This window comes from Corallococcus exercitus (assembly GCF_003611585.1).
Taxonomy (GTDB): Bacteria; Myxococcota; Myxococcia; order Myxococcales; family Myxococcaceae; genus Corallococcus; species Corallococcus exercitus.
The window spans coordinates 1-13,448 of record NZ_RAVW01000259.1; the positions used below are offsets into that span (position 1 = coordinate 1).

Here is a 13,448-nt window from a genome sequence, read left to right on the forward strand (position 1 = left end):
GCTCCAGCCGAAAAGGGCCCGCCCGCCCTCCTGCTCCCTTGCACGGCGTGGGCCGCGTGGGAGGACAGGCTGGCGGGCGGAAACCTGACGCGGAACGTCAGCGGTGACGAAAGCCGTCGACGAAAGCCGTCAGGGGGCTTCCGCGCGGCGCTTGAAGGCCTCCAGCATCTTGGGGAGCTGGGTCTCCGTGAGGGTGTTGATGATGGCCTTGGGGATGAGAGCGCCCAGCGCCATCTCCACGTTGTAGGTCGCGCGCGTCTTGCCCTCGCCCTCGGGCTCCAGCGTCCAGCTGCCCTTGTTGTCCTTCATCACCTCGCCCTCGACGAAGGTCCAGGACATGCGCTTGGGGCGCTCCTCGGTGACGCGGATGGTGTAGCGGATGCGCTTCACCACATCGACCTCGTAGTGCACCTGGACGGTGTTCCCCTGGCGCTGCGAGGTGGAGACCTTCTTCACCTCCGGGAGGAACTCCGCGTAGCGGTCGTAGTTGGTGATGATGTCGAAGACCTTCTCGACGGGGGCATTGATGGTGATGGTACGCGTGGCGCCGGCCATGACGGTGTCTCCGGAAGGCGTGAAGGACTGGGCTGGAGGGACAGCTTACGGCGCGTAGCCCGGCTTCTTGTCGAACTTGTGGATGGACTGGATGAAGCGCACGGTGCCCGTCTTGCTGCGCATGACGACGGAGTGCGTCTCGCAGCCGCCGCCGAAGAAGCGCACGCCCTTGAGGAAGTCGCCGCTCGTCACGCCCGTGGCGGCGAACATCACCTCGCCGCGGGCCAGCTCCTCGGCGGCGTAGATCTTGTGGATGTCGGTGATGCCCATCTTCTTGGCGCGCTCGATTTCGCCCTGGTTGCGCGGCACGAGCCGGCCCTGCATGTCGCCGCCGGTGGCGCGGATGGCCGCCGCGGCGATGACGCCTTCGGGCGCGCCGCCAATGCCCATGAGCACGTCCACGCCGGAGCCCTCGAAGCAGGTGGCGATGGCGCCCGCCACGTCACCGTCCTCGATGAGGCGCACGCGGGCGCCCGCGGCGCGGACCTCCTTGATGAGGTCGGCGTGGCGCTCGCGGTCGAGGATCATGACCGTGAGGTCCTCCACGTAGAGCTTCATGCGCTCCGCGATGGAGCGCAGGTTCTCCGTGGGGGACTTCGTCAGGTCGATGGCGCCCTTGGCGCGCGGACCCACGGCGATCTTCTCCATGTACGTGTCGGGCGCGTTGAGCAGGCCGCCGTGGCTGGACATGGCCACGACGGAGATGGAGCCCGGGCGGCCGTAGGCGCACAGGTTGGTGCCCTCCAGCGGATCCAGGGCGATGTCCACCTCGGGGGCGCCGGCGGTGCGGGCGCCCACGCGCTCACCAATGTAGAGCATGGGCGCCTCGTCGCGCTCGCCCTCGCCGATGACGACCGTGCCGTCGATGTTCAGCGCGTCGAAGGCGCGGCGCATCGCGTCCACGGCGGCCTGGTCGGACTCGTCCTTGTTGCCGCGGCCCATGAGCCGGGCGGAGGCGATGGCCGCCATCTCGGTGACGCGCACGACCTCCATTGCCAGGTTGCGATCCATTGTCGGTGCTCCTCGTTCGGGAATTCGGGAAGGAAAAAAGCTTCAGGTGTCGGTGTCGTCCGCGGCCTTCAGGCGGGCGATGGATTGGGGCAGCCGCTGGGGTTTTCCGTCGCGCCCCACGCAGGCGTGCATCGTGCGGCCGGTGCACAGGAGCGTGGGGGCGTCACCGTCGCGCAGCAGCTCGTAGGTGAACACGAGTGACGCACGGCGCAACTCGTCCAGGGTGGTGCGGATGAGGAGCAGGTCGTCGTAGCGCGCGGACGCCTTGTAGTGGGCGCTGGCCTCCACCACGGGCAACAGCAGCCCGGTGCTCTCCAGTTCGCGGTAGCTGCCTCCGTGGGCACGGAAGAACTCGCTGCGGGCGAACTCGAAGTAGCGGAAGTAGTTCGCGTAGTAGACGACCCCCATCTGATCCGTGTCGCCGTAGATGACGCGCAGCCGTGCCTCGACCATTGGGCCGCCCATATCAGGGCGGGGTGACGTGTCCAAGCGGTGGGCGCGCATGTTGGTTGCTTCTGTTCATCCGGCCGGAGAGGCTGCCGCACCATGTCGCGCTTCCTCGCCGCCCTCCTCGTCCTGTTCGCCCTGCCCGCCTCCGCCAAGGCCCCCAAGCTCACGCTGTTCATCAGCGTGGACGCGATGGGCAGCGACCTCCTGCTCCGAAGCCGTCCGCGCCTCACCGGAGGCCTGGGCCGGCTGCTCTCCACGGGCGCGTATTACCCCTACGCCCGGTACGCTTATGCCGAGGCCCGGACGGCCCCGGGCCACGCCACGCTGGCCACGGGCGCGAACCCCTGGCGCCACGGCATCGTGGACAACGACATCTACGACCGCGCGGCCGGACAGGCGGTGCAGGTCTACACGGACCCGACGCATCCGGTGCTGAACGGGGAGACGCCCCCGGGGTCGGACACGAGCCCGGTGAACCTGAGGGCGGAGACGCTGGCGGACCGGCTGCGCGTGTCCACGCAGGGACGGGGCAAGGTGGTGGCGCTGTCGTTCAAGTCGCGAGCGGCCATTCCGCTGGCCGGACGGCAGGGCCAGGCGTGGTGGTTCGACGAGGCCACGGGGCGGATGGTGACGAGCACCTGGTACGCGAAGGCGGAGCCCGCGTGGATGCAGGCGTTCAACGCGCGCAAGCTGGCGGACGCGGGGTTCAGCAAGACGTGGGAGCTCTTGCGCCCGCGGGCCGAGTACGTGGGCGACGATGACCGCGCGGTGGAGCCGGAGGCCTACGGCATGGGGCGCGTGTTCCCCCACGCGCTGAAGGGCGGGCTCCAGGCGCCCGGGCCCGCGTCGTACCGGGCGTTCGCGGTGTCGCCGTTGTCGCATGACCTGCTGGTGCAGGCGGCAACGGCGGCGATCGAGGGTGAAGGGCTGGGGAAGGACGACGTGCCGGACATCCTCGCGGTGAGCTTCAGCGGGACGGACGCGGTGTTCCACGCGTTCGGGCCGTACTCGTGGGAGATGCAGGACACGATGCTGCGGTTGGATCAGGCGATGGGCGAGCTGATCGCCGCCGCCGAGCGCGCGGCCGGTGGGAAGGCGAACCTGGTCATCGCGCTGTCGGCGGACCATGGCGGCGCGGAGATTCCAGAGGCGTGGGCGCAGGCGGGCGTGCCGGCGGCGCGGCTGAATCCGGTGGAGGCGGCGAAGGGGCTGGCGCAGGAGCTGAAGGCGAAGTTCGGCGCGGACGTGACGGTGAAGCTGCTGGAGCTGGACGTGTACCTGGGCGGCAAGGCGCTGGAGGACGGCAAGGTGGACGCGGCGGCGGTGCGGCGCGCGGCGGCGGCGTGGCTGTCGAAGCAGCCCTACACCGTGTGGGCGGTGGCGAAGGACGACCTGGCCACGGCGCCGGATCCGGATGGGCTCGTGGCGGCGATGCGCCGGGGCTACTACCCGATGCGCAGCGGTGACGTGGTGTTCATGGCCAAGCCCTTCCAGGTCATCAGCGACTACCCGCGCGGCACGAACCACGGCACGCCGTATTCCTATGACACGCAGGTGCCGGTGGTGTTCGCGGGCAAGGGCGTGAAGCCGGGGCTGTACCTGGAGGAGATCAACCCCGTGGACGTGGCCCCTACCCTGTCCGCGCTGCTGGAGATGGGCATGCCCGCGTCGGCGGAGGGCAAGCCGCGCGCGGAGGCGCTCGCAGGGGCGCGCTGATCACCACGCCAACCGAAAGCAAAGGGCAGGTCGAGTCAGCTTTCGCGGACCCGCCCTGCCCTTCAAACAGCTCGGAATGAAGTGTCGCTTCAGCCCTGCGCGGAGCGGCTCTTGCGCGCGGGCTTCTTCGTCGTCGCGATTTCGAGCGACAGGTCCATGGCCCGCGCCGAGTGCGTCAGCGCGCCCATCGACACGAAGTCCACGCCCAGCTTCGCAAGCCTCGGCAGCCGGTCCAGCGTGACGCCGCCCGAGACTTCGATCGGGACGCGGCTCGCCGTCAGCTTCACCGCCTCGCGGATCTGCGCGTCGTCCATGTTGTCCAACATGATGACGTCCGCGCCCGCGGCGATGGCCTCCTCCAGCTGCTTGAAGTTGGTGACCTCCACTTCAATCTTCACCAGCCGGGGACCGTTCAGCTTCGCGCGGCGGACCGCTTCGGTGATGTCGCCGCCCACCGCCGCGATGTGGTTGTCCTTGATGAGGATGCCGTCGAAGAGGCCGAAGCGGTGGTTGGACGCTCCGCCCATGCGCACCGCGTGCTTGGCCAGCCCGCGCATGCCCGGAGGCGTCTTGCGCGTGTCCAGCACCCGCAGCTTCGATCCCCTCACGGAGGTCATCGCCTGCTGGGCCAGCGTCGCGATGCCGGCGGCGCGCTGCACCAGGTTGAGCGCGGTGCGCTCGGCGGCCAGCAGCGAGCGCAGCTTGCCGTGGACGCGCGCGGCGACCACCTTCGGTTTGATCTCCTCGCCGTCGCGCTTGAGGACCTCCACCTCCACCTCCGCGTCCACCATGTGGAAGACGCGGACGAAGGCATCGAGGCCGGCGACGATCATCTGCTCCTTCGCGACCAGCTCACCACTTCCCTCCGCATCGGCGGGAACCACCGCCAGCGAGGTGACGTCCCCCGCCGCGCCCAGGTCCTCGTCGAGGGACAGCGCGATGAGCCGATCGAGATAATCCTGCTGCACTTCCGCCTCCTACCGGCGCGTCTTGCGCGCCGGCTTGCCCCGAGTGGTCTTCTTCGCCGCGGACTTCTTCGCGGCGGACTTCTTCCCCGCCGCCTTCTTCGCGGAAGCCTTCTTCGCAGGGGCCTTCTTCGCCGCCGCCTTCTTCGTCGCGGTCTTCTTGCCCGCCGCCTTCTTCGCGCCCGGCTTCTTGCCTGCGGACTTCTTCGCGGCGGACTTCTTCCCCGCCGCCTTCTTCGCGGAAGCCTTCTTCGCAGGGGCCTTCTTCGCCGCCGTCTTCTTGCCCGCGGCCTTCTTCGCCGGAGCCTTCTTCGCGGCCGTCTTCTTCCCGGCGGCCTTCTTCACCGGCTTCGCCGAACCCTCCGGCGCCTCGCGGGCGTCGCCGCCCTCCTTGGCCCGGTCGAACTCGCGCATCGCATCGTCCACGAGGCCCATGCTCATGTACGCGACGCCCAGGTCGTGGTGGTCCGCCGCGGACAGCCCTTCCTTGGTGCCCTCGCGCAGCTTGTTGAGCGCCTCCTCCACCACCGGATCCGCAGCCTTGGGCGCCCGCGAAGCCTCCTCGGCTTCCATCTCGCCCTTCAGCTCCTGCCCCAGGTTCACGCCTTCGTCCTTCGGTGCCCGCGGCTCGGCGGCCACTTTCACCTGCGCGCTCTCGGGCGCGATGCTTTCGGACGCTTCAGGGGCTTCGGACTCGGTGCTGCCCGGTAACGGTGACGGCGTCTCGGACATGGGGGGCTCCGGGGCGATGCGCTGGAGGTGATCCTGCAGCTTGACCGTGCGCTCCTGGAGCTCCGTCACCCGGGCCTTGTCCTTCTCCACCACGTCCGGCGGAGCACGGGCCACGAAGTTCGGGTTGTCCAGCTTGCGCTGCAAACTCGCGAGCTCCTGCTCGGCGCGGGCGATCTCCTTCTTCAGGCGGTCGCGCTCCGCGTCCAGATCCACCAGGCCCGCCAGGGGCACGTAGATCTCCAGGTTGCCGCTGACGAACGCCGCCGCCTGCGGAGGCTTGGCGCCCGGCGGGCCCACCACCACCTCGGACAGGCCCGCGAGCGGCATCAGGTACGCGCGCCACCGCTCCAGCAGCTCGCGCGTCGTCGCGTCCGGGCTCTGCACCACCGCCTTCACCTTGGCGGACGGCGGCAGGTTGCTCTCGCCGCGCAGCGTGCGCAGGCCCTCGATGGCCGCGATGACCGGCGCCATCTCGCCTTCCGCGGCCGCGTCCACCCACGCCGCCTCCGGCGCCGGATACTCCGCGATGCAGATGCTCTCCGTGGGCCGGGACATCGGCAGCTTCTGCCAGATCTCCTCGGTGATGAACGGCATGAACGGGTGCATCAGCCGCAGGATGCGGTCCAGGCACGTCACCAGCACCGCGCGCGTGGTGTCCTTGGCCTGCGCGTCCTCGCCGTACAGCGAGCCCTTCGCCAGCTCGATGTACCAGTCACAGAACTCCGCCCACAGGAACTGGTACAGCGTGGAGGCCGCTTCCGCGAAGCCGAACGCCTCCAGCGACGCGCGCGTCTCCTCCGTGGCCTTCTGCAGCCGGGAGAGGATCCACCGGTCCGCCAGCGTCAGCTTGCGGCCCTCCAGCGGCGTGCGGTCCAGGCTGAAGTCGCCCATGTTCATCAGGGCGAAGCGGCTGGCGTTCCACAGCTTGTTGCAGAACGCCTTGTAGCCACCCAGGCGGTCCATCGACAGCTTGATGTCGCGGCCCTGCTGCGTGAGCGACGCGAGCGTGAAGCGCAACGCGTCCGCGCCGTGCGCGGGCATGCCCTGCGGGAAGCGGTTGCGCAGCGACGGCTGCAGCGCGTCCGCCTTGGCGCCGAGGATGACGTCCAGGGGATCAATCACGTTCCCCTTCGTCTTGGACATCTTCTCGCCCTTCTCGTCGCGCACCATCGCGTGCAGGTACACGGTGCGGAAGGGCACATCCCCCATGAAGTGCAGGCCCATCATCATCATCCGGGCGACCCAGAAGAAGATGATGTCGTGGCCCGTCTCCATCACGGACGTCGGGTAGAAGGTCTTCAGGTCAGCCGTCTGCCTGGGCCAGCCCAGCGTGGAGAACGGCCACAGCGCGGACGAGAACCAGGTGTCCAGCACGTCCGGGTCCTGCGTCAGCTCCGTGCCGCCACACTTCGGGCAGGACTCCGGCGTCGTGCGCGACACGATGACGTCCGCCGTGTCCTTCGAGCGCGCCTCCGGGGGCGTGCACGCCGTGCAGTACCACGCGGGGATCTGGTGGCCCCACCACAGCTGGCGGCTCACGCACCAGTCGTGGATGTTGTTCATCCAGTGGAAGTACGTGTTCGTCCAAGACTCCGGGACGAACTTCGTGCGGCCCTGCTCCACCGCCTCGATGGCCGGCTTCGCCAGCGGCTCGATCTTGATGAACCACTGCGGCGACAGGCGCGGCTCCACCACCGTGGCGCAGCGCTGGCAGGTGCCCACGCTCAGCTTGTGCGGCTCCTCCTTCTCCAGCAGGCCCAGCTCCGTCAGGTCCGCCAGCACCTGCTTGCGCGCCTCGGTCCTATCCAGGCCCGCGTACTTGCCGGTGTCCTTCGTCATCCGCGCCGCTTCGTCCAGGATGGACAGCATCGGCAGCTTGTGGCGCAGGCCCGTCTGGTAGTCGTTGAAGTCGTGCGCGGGCGTGACCTTCACCACGCCCGTGCCGAACTCCATGTTCACCAACTCCGCGTCCGCGATGATGGGGATCTCGCGGTCGGTGAGCGGCAGGGACACGCTGCGGCCCACCAGGCCCAGGTAGCGCGGGTCGTCCGGATGCACCGCCACCGCGGTGTCGCCCAGGAGCGTCTCCGGGCGCGTCGTCGCCACGGTGAGCGAGCGGTCGCTGTCCTTCACCGGGTAGCGGATGTGCCAGAGCGAGCCGTTCTTCTCCTCGTGCTCCACCTCCAGGTCGGAGAGGGCCGTGCGGCAGGACGGGCACCAGTTGATGAGCTTCTGGGCCCGGTACATCAGGCCCTCTTCGTACAGCCGGACGAAGACCTCGCGCACCGCGGCCGAGGACTGCTCGTCCATGGTGAAGCGCTCGCGGCTCCAGTCCAGCGACGCGCCCAGGTAGCGGTGCTGCTCGCCGATGCGCGCGCCGAACTTGCCCTTCCACGTCCAGACGCGTTCGAGGAACGCCTCGCGGCCCAGGTCGTGGCGGCTCTTGCCTTCGGTCTTCTTGAGCTCCTTCTCCACCACCATCTGCGTGGCGATGCCCGCGTGATCCGTGCCCGGCAGCCAGAGCGCGTTGAAGCCGCTCATGCGCTTCCAGCGCGTGAGGATGTCCTGGATGGTGGCGGTGAGCGCGTGGCCGATGTGCAGGCTGCCCGTCACGTTGGGCGGCGGCAGCACGATGCTGAACGGCGGCTTGGCGGAAGGGGCTTCGGCGCGGAAGTAGTCGCGCTCCAGCCAGTGGTTGTACCACCGCGCCTCCACTTCGGAGGGCTCGTAGGCCTTGGACAGTTCAGTCGTGTCAGTCATTGCAAGCGGCCGGCCCCCGACGGGGCCGGCGGGGAATCAGGGGGGACTGCGAATCAATGCTGGGTCTCGCGGTCCTTGATGAGCCGCTCCAGCTCTTCCCGGATGATGGTCTCCGCCAGCTGCGGGACGACCTCCCAGGCAATCTTCTCGATGACCTCGCGGGACGCCTTCGACAGGGCCTCGCGAAGCTGCGCCTCGCCGCCATCCGCGGCCGGACGGGCGCGCGCGGGCGGAGTGGCCGGCGAGGGACCGCCGATGTCCAGGGAGATCTCCTCCGCGCCGCTGGGCTCGGGCAGCGAGTCCTCGATGCGGATGCTCTCCGTGCGGGCCTGCGCGGCGGGCGGCGCGGCCGGGGCGGACGGCGCACCCAGGCCGAACGGGTCGCGGGCCCGGGCGGCCGGAGGCACCGCGGCGGGCGGGGGCGCGGAGGGCAGCGGCGCGGCGCCCGGAGGACGCGGGAAGCCACCCGGAATGTTCGGAGCGCCAGGGCCCGGAGGACGCGCGGCCATGCCCGGAGGCGGTGCACCCGGAGGACGCGCGCCCGGCGGCACGGCACCCGGCAGCGGACGCGCAGCGCCCGGAGGCGGCGGCACACCCGCGCCAGGAGGACGCGCGCCCGGAGGCGGCACGCCCGGCCCCGGAGGACGCGCACCGGGAGGCACGGCGCCCGGAGGCGGCGCACCCGCGGGACGCGCACCCGGAGGCGCGGCGGCGGCGGGCGGCGCGGCGGCCGGAGCCACCGGAGCGGCGGTCTGGGGCAGCACGCGCGTCGCGGCGGACGCGGGCATGGTGTTGGACTTCTGGCCGACCAGGGCCTTCACCTTGTCGAGGAGGATCTGGCTCTCGAAGGGCTTGGTGATGTGGTCGTCCGCCCGGGCGGCCTTCGCGCGGTTCTCGTCGAACGCCTCGAAGGTGCCGGCCAGCAGCAGCACCGGGATGGCCTGCGTGGAGGGGTCGCTCTTGAGCGCCTCGCAGACCTCGTAGCCGCTCTTGCCCGGCATCATCACGTCGGCGAGCACCACGTCCGGACGCAGCTCGCGCGTGCGGGAGATGGCGTCCAGCCCGTTGTCCACCGCGGTCACCTGGAAGTCTTCCGTCGCGAAGATCATCCCGATCACCTTGCGGATGGTGAGCGAGTCGTCGGCGATCAGTAGATTCTTGGGCATCGGCTCCGGCCTCGGGGGGCGCATACCCCCCTGAATTCGTTTGAGATTTCGGGCGAGCAAGCCTGCCTGCACGCCCTGTGTCAATCGGAGAAGCTTAGGATTCGCGCTTTGGGCCGATCAAGAAAACATGCGCTGCAGGTCCAGTAACATCACCGGATCCGGCAGCCCCGGCGCCCGGAACGTTCCGGTCAGCTCGGCCGGCTTGAACTTCTGCAGCACGCCGAGCACCCGGGTGGCCGCCAGCCCCACGTTGCGCCCCGCCAGCTCCGTCAGGACGAACAGGTCCTCCACCCGGGCCGGCGCCCCCAGCAGCGCCGGAACCGAACAGATGGGCCACAGCGCCTGCGCGTGCGGATAGACGCCCGCCACGGGCCCGCTCTGCACCGGGAGTACGCTGAACGCTTCACCCCGGGGCACCACCTGGGAGACGTTGCCCAGCGGGACGCCGAACAGCACGCCCTGGGACTCCAGCACCAGCGCCCGCTCCGGGGGCACGTCCACCCAGTGCACGGGCCGGAGCTCCGGCGGGGTGGCCCGGGGGCCCGCCCGGTGCGGCAGCGCCTCCACGATGAGCTCCAGGTACAGCCGGTCCTTGTGCAACACCGCGCCCCGGCTCAGGGGCGCCAGCGAGTCCGCCAGGCCAGGGGGCAGCAGGAAGAACGGATCCCGCGCGACGTCCGCGACCTCCACCACGGAGCGCACCCGCACCGCGAGCGTGGGGCTGACGTCCAGCACCACCACCATGCCCGGCACGTCCTCGGGCGGGCCGCCGAGCAGCGCGGAGAGATCCTTCACCTCCAGCACACCGCGCAGGCTGGCGCCGCGAGCGCCCGGCATCGCGACCTCGATGACGGACGTGGCCTCCACCGCGTAGCGCGTCTCACCGGCCTCCACCAGAAGGCAGAGCCGCCGTCCGCTTTCAAAGGGCGACACGGAGGGGGACCCTAGCAGCCTTCCAGGGTTGGGTGCTAAGCCCTGAACAGTCATGGCGCGACTGCTCCTCGTCGACGACGAAAAGATCGCCCGCAACCTCTACGGCGACTACCTCACGGCCGCGGGACACATCGTCACGGCGGTCGCCACCGTGGCGGATGCGAAGGCCGCCCTCTCCGCGGGCCGGTTCGACGCGGTGGTGACGGACCTCATCCTCCCCGGCGGCGACGGCATGGAGATCCTCCGCCACGTGCGCGAGCGCTACCCGGGCGTGGAGGTGGTGGTCATCACCGGCCTGGACAAGGTCGCCCCCGCGGTGCGCGCCATCAAGAGCGGCGCGGCGGAGTACCTGGTCAAGCCGGTGGCGCCGGAGGCCCTGCAGCACGCCCTGCGCCGCGCGCTCACCACGCGCGACCTGATGCGCGAGAACGCGTCCCTGCGCCAGCACGTCGCGCTCCTGGAGGCGGGCCAGCGCATCGCCACCACGCTCGACCGCGAGCGGCTGGCCACCGCCACCGCGGACGCGCTGGAGTCCATGGCCAACGCCTCCGCCGTGATGCTCCTGGAGCGCGACCCCAGTGCCTCGGGCTTCCGCCCGCACGGCATGCGCGGCCTGCCGGAGGACCTGTACGAAGCGCTGGTGCCGCAGCTCACCGAGCGGCTCACGGGAACGCGCACGCCCCAGTCACTCGACGGCCTGCAGGTGCCCTGGCCGCGCACCCTCACCTTCCCCGCCGTGGACGGCGACACGGTGCTGGGCCACGCGGTGCTCTTCCACGACAGCGCGCCCCCGGAGCACCACCCGGAGACGGTGAGCTTCCTCGTGCGCAACTGGGCGCTGGCCCTGCGCAACCTGGGCCGCTTCGCCGCCGTGGAGGACCTGGCGTACGTCGACGACCTCACCCGCCTGTTCAACACGCGCTACCTGCACCTGGTGCTGGACCGCGAGGTGAACGAGGCCCTCCAGACGCAGCGGCCCTTCTCCCTGCTGTTCCTGGACCTGGACCGCTTCAAGGCCATCAACGACACGCACGGGCACCTGGTGGGCTCGCGCGTGCTGGTGGAGGCCGCGCGCGTGCTCAAGGGCTGCGTGCGCGACCCGGACGTGGTGGCGCGCTTCGGCGGCGACGAGTACGTGGTCCTCCTGCGCGGCACCGACTCCGGCGGGGCCCTCAAGGTCGCCGAGCGCATCCGCCGCACCATGGAGACCCACCAGTTCCTGGGCCGCGAGGGGCTGGCGCTCAAGCTCACCACCTGCATCGGCGTGGCCAGCTTCCCGGAGCACGCCCAGGACAAGGACCACCTCCTGGACCTGTCCGACCGGGCCATGTACCGGGGCAAGCGCGGCACCCGGAACGTCGTCTACATGGCGGCGCAGGACCTGGAGGCCACCCCGGCCGAGCGCCGTCAGAACCCGCCGCCCCAGCAGGGCCAGGGCTGACGGCCGCGGCCCGCGCTACTTGCGCAGGCTGCCCACGGTGAGGCGCTTGGGCAGCTCCACCTCCGCGGGCGCTCCGCCACCGCCCTCGCCCACCGCCTCCACCTCCTCGTGGGACGCGCCGGTGGTGATGAGGCGGTACTTCTGCGACGCCTCGCGGTCGTGCTGGGCCTGCTCCGGATCCAGCCGCGCGATGAGCTGCCAGAACAGGGCCGCGTGCTCGCGCTCCTCGTCCATGACGTGCCGCAGGATGGCCTTCGCCTCCTCGTTGTCCGTCGCGTCCAGGTGCGCGGCGTAGAGGTTGATGGCGTCCAGCTCCGCCTCGATGTTGAGCCGGATGGAGCGGGCCAGTTCGGAGTCCGTCAGCTTCCGGGGCACCAGCGAGTGGAACGGGTTCGTCTGCGGCATGAGGGCCTCTGCGACAGGGAGAGTCCCCAGCAGGCGAGCGGGCATGCACATCCCGTCGGGCCCCGCTGGAGGGCGGTCGCGAGCATCCGTTCGGTCGCGAGCGGGGTCAACCGAATCCCGCTGGGGGTGCGTTGCGCCTGAACACCTGCCTCCGTCATGCTCCTTCGCATGGAGACCCCCTCGCCGCTCGCGCAGCTGCTCCAGGCCCTGGACGCGGGGGACCTGGAGAAGGCACGGCTCGCGGCGGCGGCGCTGCAACGCGCCAACGCGCATACCCACCAGGTCGCCGCGGAGGTGCTCCACGAGCTGCGCCAGCCCCTGCTGGGCGCGAAGGCCTACGCCCAGCTGCTGGCCGAGGAAGGGGGCGCCAGCGGGCCGCTGAAGCTGCTGCTCGCGCAGGTGGAGCGGATGGAGCAGATCGTCTCCGACTTCATCCGCCTGGCCAGCGAGCGGCCGGCCCCGCAGCAGCGGCTGTCCCTGGCCGCGCCCATCTGGGCGGCGGCGAAGGTGTTCAGCGTCAACCCGGACTCGGCGCGCATCTCCCTGGAGGTGGAGGCGCCCGAGGACCTCACCATCCAGGGCAACGCGCGGCTCATCGAGCAGCTGACGCTCAACCTGCTCAACAACGCGCGCGACGCCATGTCCGGCCGGGGCCGCGTGAAGGTGACGCTCGCGCGCGACGGCGCGTCCGCGGCCCTCTACGTGTCCGACTGGGGCCCGGGCATCCCGGACGACCTCAAGACGCGCATCTTCGAGCCCTACGTCTCCGCCAGCAAACGCGGCACCGGCCTGGGGCTCGCCGTCTGTCGTCGCATCGCGCAGGAGCACCACGCGCAGATCGCCCTGGTGCCGCCGACGACGCTGCGCGAGGTGCCGCCCCCGGCCACGGTGTTCCGCGTGCTCTTCCCTCCCACGGACGCGCCCCGCCCGCCGCGCAAGCGGCTGCTGGTGGTGGACGACGAGGGCATCATCCGGATGGTCTTCAAGGACCTGATGGAGAAGGAGTGCGAGGTGATTGAAGCGGCCACGGGCGAGGCCGCGCTGGAGATCCTGCGCTCGTCGCGCGTGGACCTCATCGTCACGGACAAGAACCTGCCCGGGCTGTCCGGCCTGGAGCTGGCCCAGCACGCAAGGAAGCTGGACCCCGCCTCGCGCGTCATCCTGATGACGGGCTACCCCTCGCTGGTGACGACGCAGCAGGCGCTGCAGCTGGGCGTGGTGGACTACCTGCTCAAGCCCTTCGACGACATCCGCCAGGTGCGCGCGCTGCTGCGCCAGGCGCTGTACACGCCCGCGGCGCCGCCCGCCCCGGCC

The 13,448-nt window shown here is 70.5% G+C and carries 11 protein-coding genes; 3 read left to right on the top strand and 8 right to left on the bottom strand.

The features are described from left to right. Nucleotides 1-129: 129 nt before the first annotated feature. From D7W79_RS27175 to D7W79_RS27185, 3 genes are read right to left on the bottom strand one after another with little or no spacing between them, the layout of a single operon-like run. On the bottom strand, nucleotides 130-555 hold the full coding sequence (locus tag D7W79_RS27175) for a type II toxin-antitoxin system RatA family toxin (RefSeq protein ID WP_014396139.1): 426 nt from the start codon (nucleotides 553-555) through the stop codon (nucleotides 130-132). A 45-nt stretch (nucleotides 556-600) separates the two neighbouring features. Beyond that, entirely contained in the window at nucleotides 601-1,566 is a 966-nt protein-coding gene (gene glpX / locus D7W79_RS27180) for a class II fructose-bisphosphatase (RefSeq protein ID WP_120528307.1), read from the bottom strand. Nucleotides 1,567-1,608: 42 nt separating this feature from the next. Then, on the bottom strand, nucleotides 1,609-2,019 hold the full coding sequence (locus D7W79_RS27185; protein WP_120528308.1) for an acyl-CoA thioesterase: 411 nt from the start codon (nucleotides 2,017-2,019) through the stop codon (nucleotides 1,609-1,611). A 93-nt stretch (nucleotides 2,020-2,112) separates the two neighbouring features. On the opposite strand from D7W79_RS27185, the gene D7W79_RS27190 reads away from it, so the two are divergent. After that, the gene (locus tag D7W79_RS27190) at nucleotides 2,113-3,732 is read left to right on the top strand and encodes an alkaline phosphatase family protein (RefSeq protein WP_120528309.1); all 1,620 of its coding nucleotides are present in this window, start codon (nucleotides 2,113-2,115) and stop codon (nucleotides 3,730-3,732) included. 89 nt (nucleotides 3,733-3,821) lie between these two features. Here D7W79_RS27190 and nadC read toward each other — a convergent pair whose 3' ends face one another. The 4 genes from nadC to D7W79_RS27210 all read right to left on the bottom strand — a co-directional run bounded on the left by nadC (nucleotide 3,822) and on the right by D7W79_RS27210 (nucleotide 10,288). After that, nucleotides 3,822-4,700: a carboxylating nicotinate-nucleotide diphosphorylase gene (nadC, locus tag D7W79_RS27195; protein ID WP_208729851.1), complete on the bottom strand. Its 879-nt coding sequence runs from the start codon at nucleotides 4,698-4,700 to the stop codon at nucleotides 3,822-3,824. Nucleotides 4,701-4,709: 9 nt separating this feature from the next. Beyond that, nucleotides 4,710-8,189: a valine--tRNA ligase gene (locus D7W79_RS27200; protein WP_120528310.1), complete on the bottom strand. Its 3,480-nt coding sequence runs from the start codon at nucleotides 8,187-8,189 to the stop codon at nucleotides 4,710-4,712. A gap of 53 nt (nucleotides 8,190-8,242) precedes the next feature. Further along, nucleotides 8,243-9,355 (bottom strand): response regulator, encoded by a 1,113-nt coding sequence (locus tag D7W79_RS27205; RefSeq protein WP_120528311.1) that lies wholly within the window; start codon nucleotides 9,353-9,355, stop codon nucleotides 8,243-8,245. A 117-nt stretch (nucleotides 9,356-9,472) separates the two neighbouring features. Next, nucleotides 9,473-10,288: a chemotaxis protein CheW gene (locus D7W79_RS27210; RefSeq protein WP_120528312.1), complete on the bottom strand. Its 816-nt coding sequence runs from the start codon at nucleotides 10,286-10,288 to the stop codon at nucleotides 9,473-9,475. A gap of 52 nt (nucleotides 10,289-10,340) precedes the next feature. On the opposite strand from D7W79_RS27210, the gene D7W79_RS27215 reads away from it, so the two are divergent. Continuing rightward, nucleotides 10,341-11,729: a GGDEF domain-containing protein gene (locus D7W79_RS27215; RefSeq protein ID WP_120528313.1), complete on the top strand. Its 1,389-nt coding sequence runs from the start codon at nucleotides 10,341-10,343 to the stop codon at nucleotides 11,727-11,729. Nucleotides 11,730-11,744: 15 nt separating this feature from the next. On the opposite strand, the gene D7W79_RS27220 is transcribed toward D7W79_RS27215, so the two are convergent. Continuing rightward, nucleotides 11,745-12,134, bottom strand: a complete 390-nt coding sequence (locus D7W79_RS27220) for a demethoxyubiquinone hydroxylase family protein (RefSeq protein ID WP_120528314.1) — start codon at nucleotides 12,132-12,134, stop codon at nucleotides 11,745-11,747. Nucleotides 12,135-12,302: 168 nt separating this feature from the next. On the opposite strand from D7W79_RS27220, the gene sinK reads away from it, so the two are divergent. Then, nucleotides 12,303-13,448: hybrid histidine protein kinase/response regulator SinK (gene sinK / locus D7W79_RS27225; protein WP_158617053.1), on the top strand; the 1,146-nt coding region annotated here is incomplete at its 3' end.

What these genes read in the sequence shown, in the direction of transcription:
- D7W79_RS27175 (WP_014396139.1), bottom strand. Translation starts at nt 555, where the DNA reads ATGGCCGGCGCCACGCGTACCATCACCATCAATGCCCCCGTCGAGAAG.
- glpX (WP_120528307.1), bottom strand. Translation starts at nt 1,566, where the DNA reads ATGGATCGCAACCTGGCAATGGAGGTCGTGCGCGTCACCGAGATGGCG.
- D7W79_RS27185 (WP_120528308.1), bottom strand. Translation starts at nt 2,019, where the DNA reads ATGGTCGAGGCACGGCTGCGCGTCATCTACGGCGACACGGATCAGATG.
- D7W79_RS27190 (WP_120528309.1), top strand. Translation starts at nt 2,113, where the DNA reads ATGTCGCGCTTCCTCGCCGCCCTCCTCGTCCTGTTCGCCCTGCCCGCC.
- D7W79_RS27200 (WP_120528310.1), bottom strand. Translation starts at nt 8,189, where the DNA reads ATGACTGACACGACTGAACTGTCCAAGGCCTACGAGCCCTCCGAAGTG.
- D7W79_RS27205 (WP_120528311.1), bottom strand. Translation starts at nt 9,355, where the DNA reads ATGCCCAAGAATCTACTGATCGCCGACGACTCGCTCACCATCCGCAAG.
- D7W79_RS27215 (WP_120528313.1), top strand. Translation starts at nt 10,341, where the DNA reads ATGGCGCGACTGCTCCTCGTCGACGACGAAAAGATCGCCCGCAACCTC.
- D7W79_RS27220 (WP_120528314.1), bottom strand. Translation starts at nt 12,134, where the DNA reads ATGCCGCAGACGAACCCGTTCCACTCGCTGGTGCCCCGGAAGCTGACG.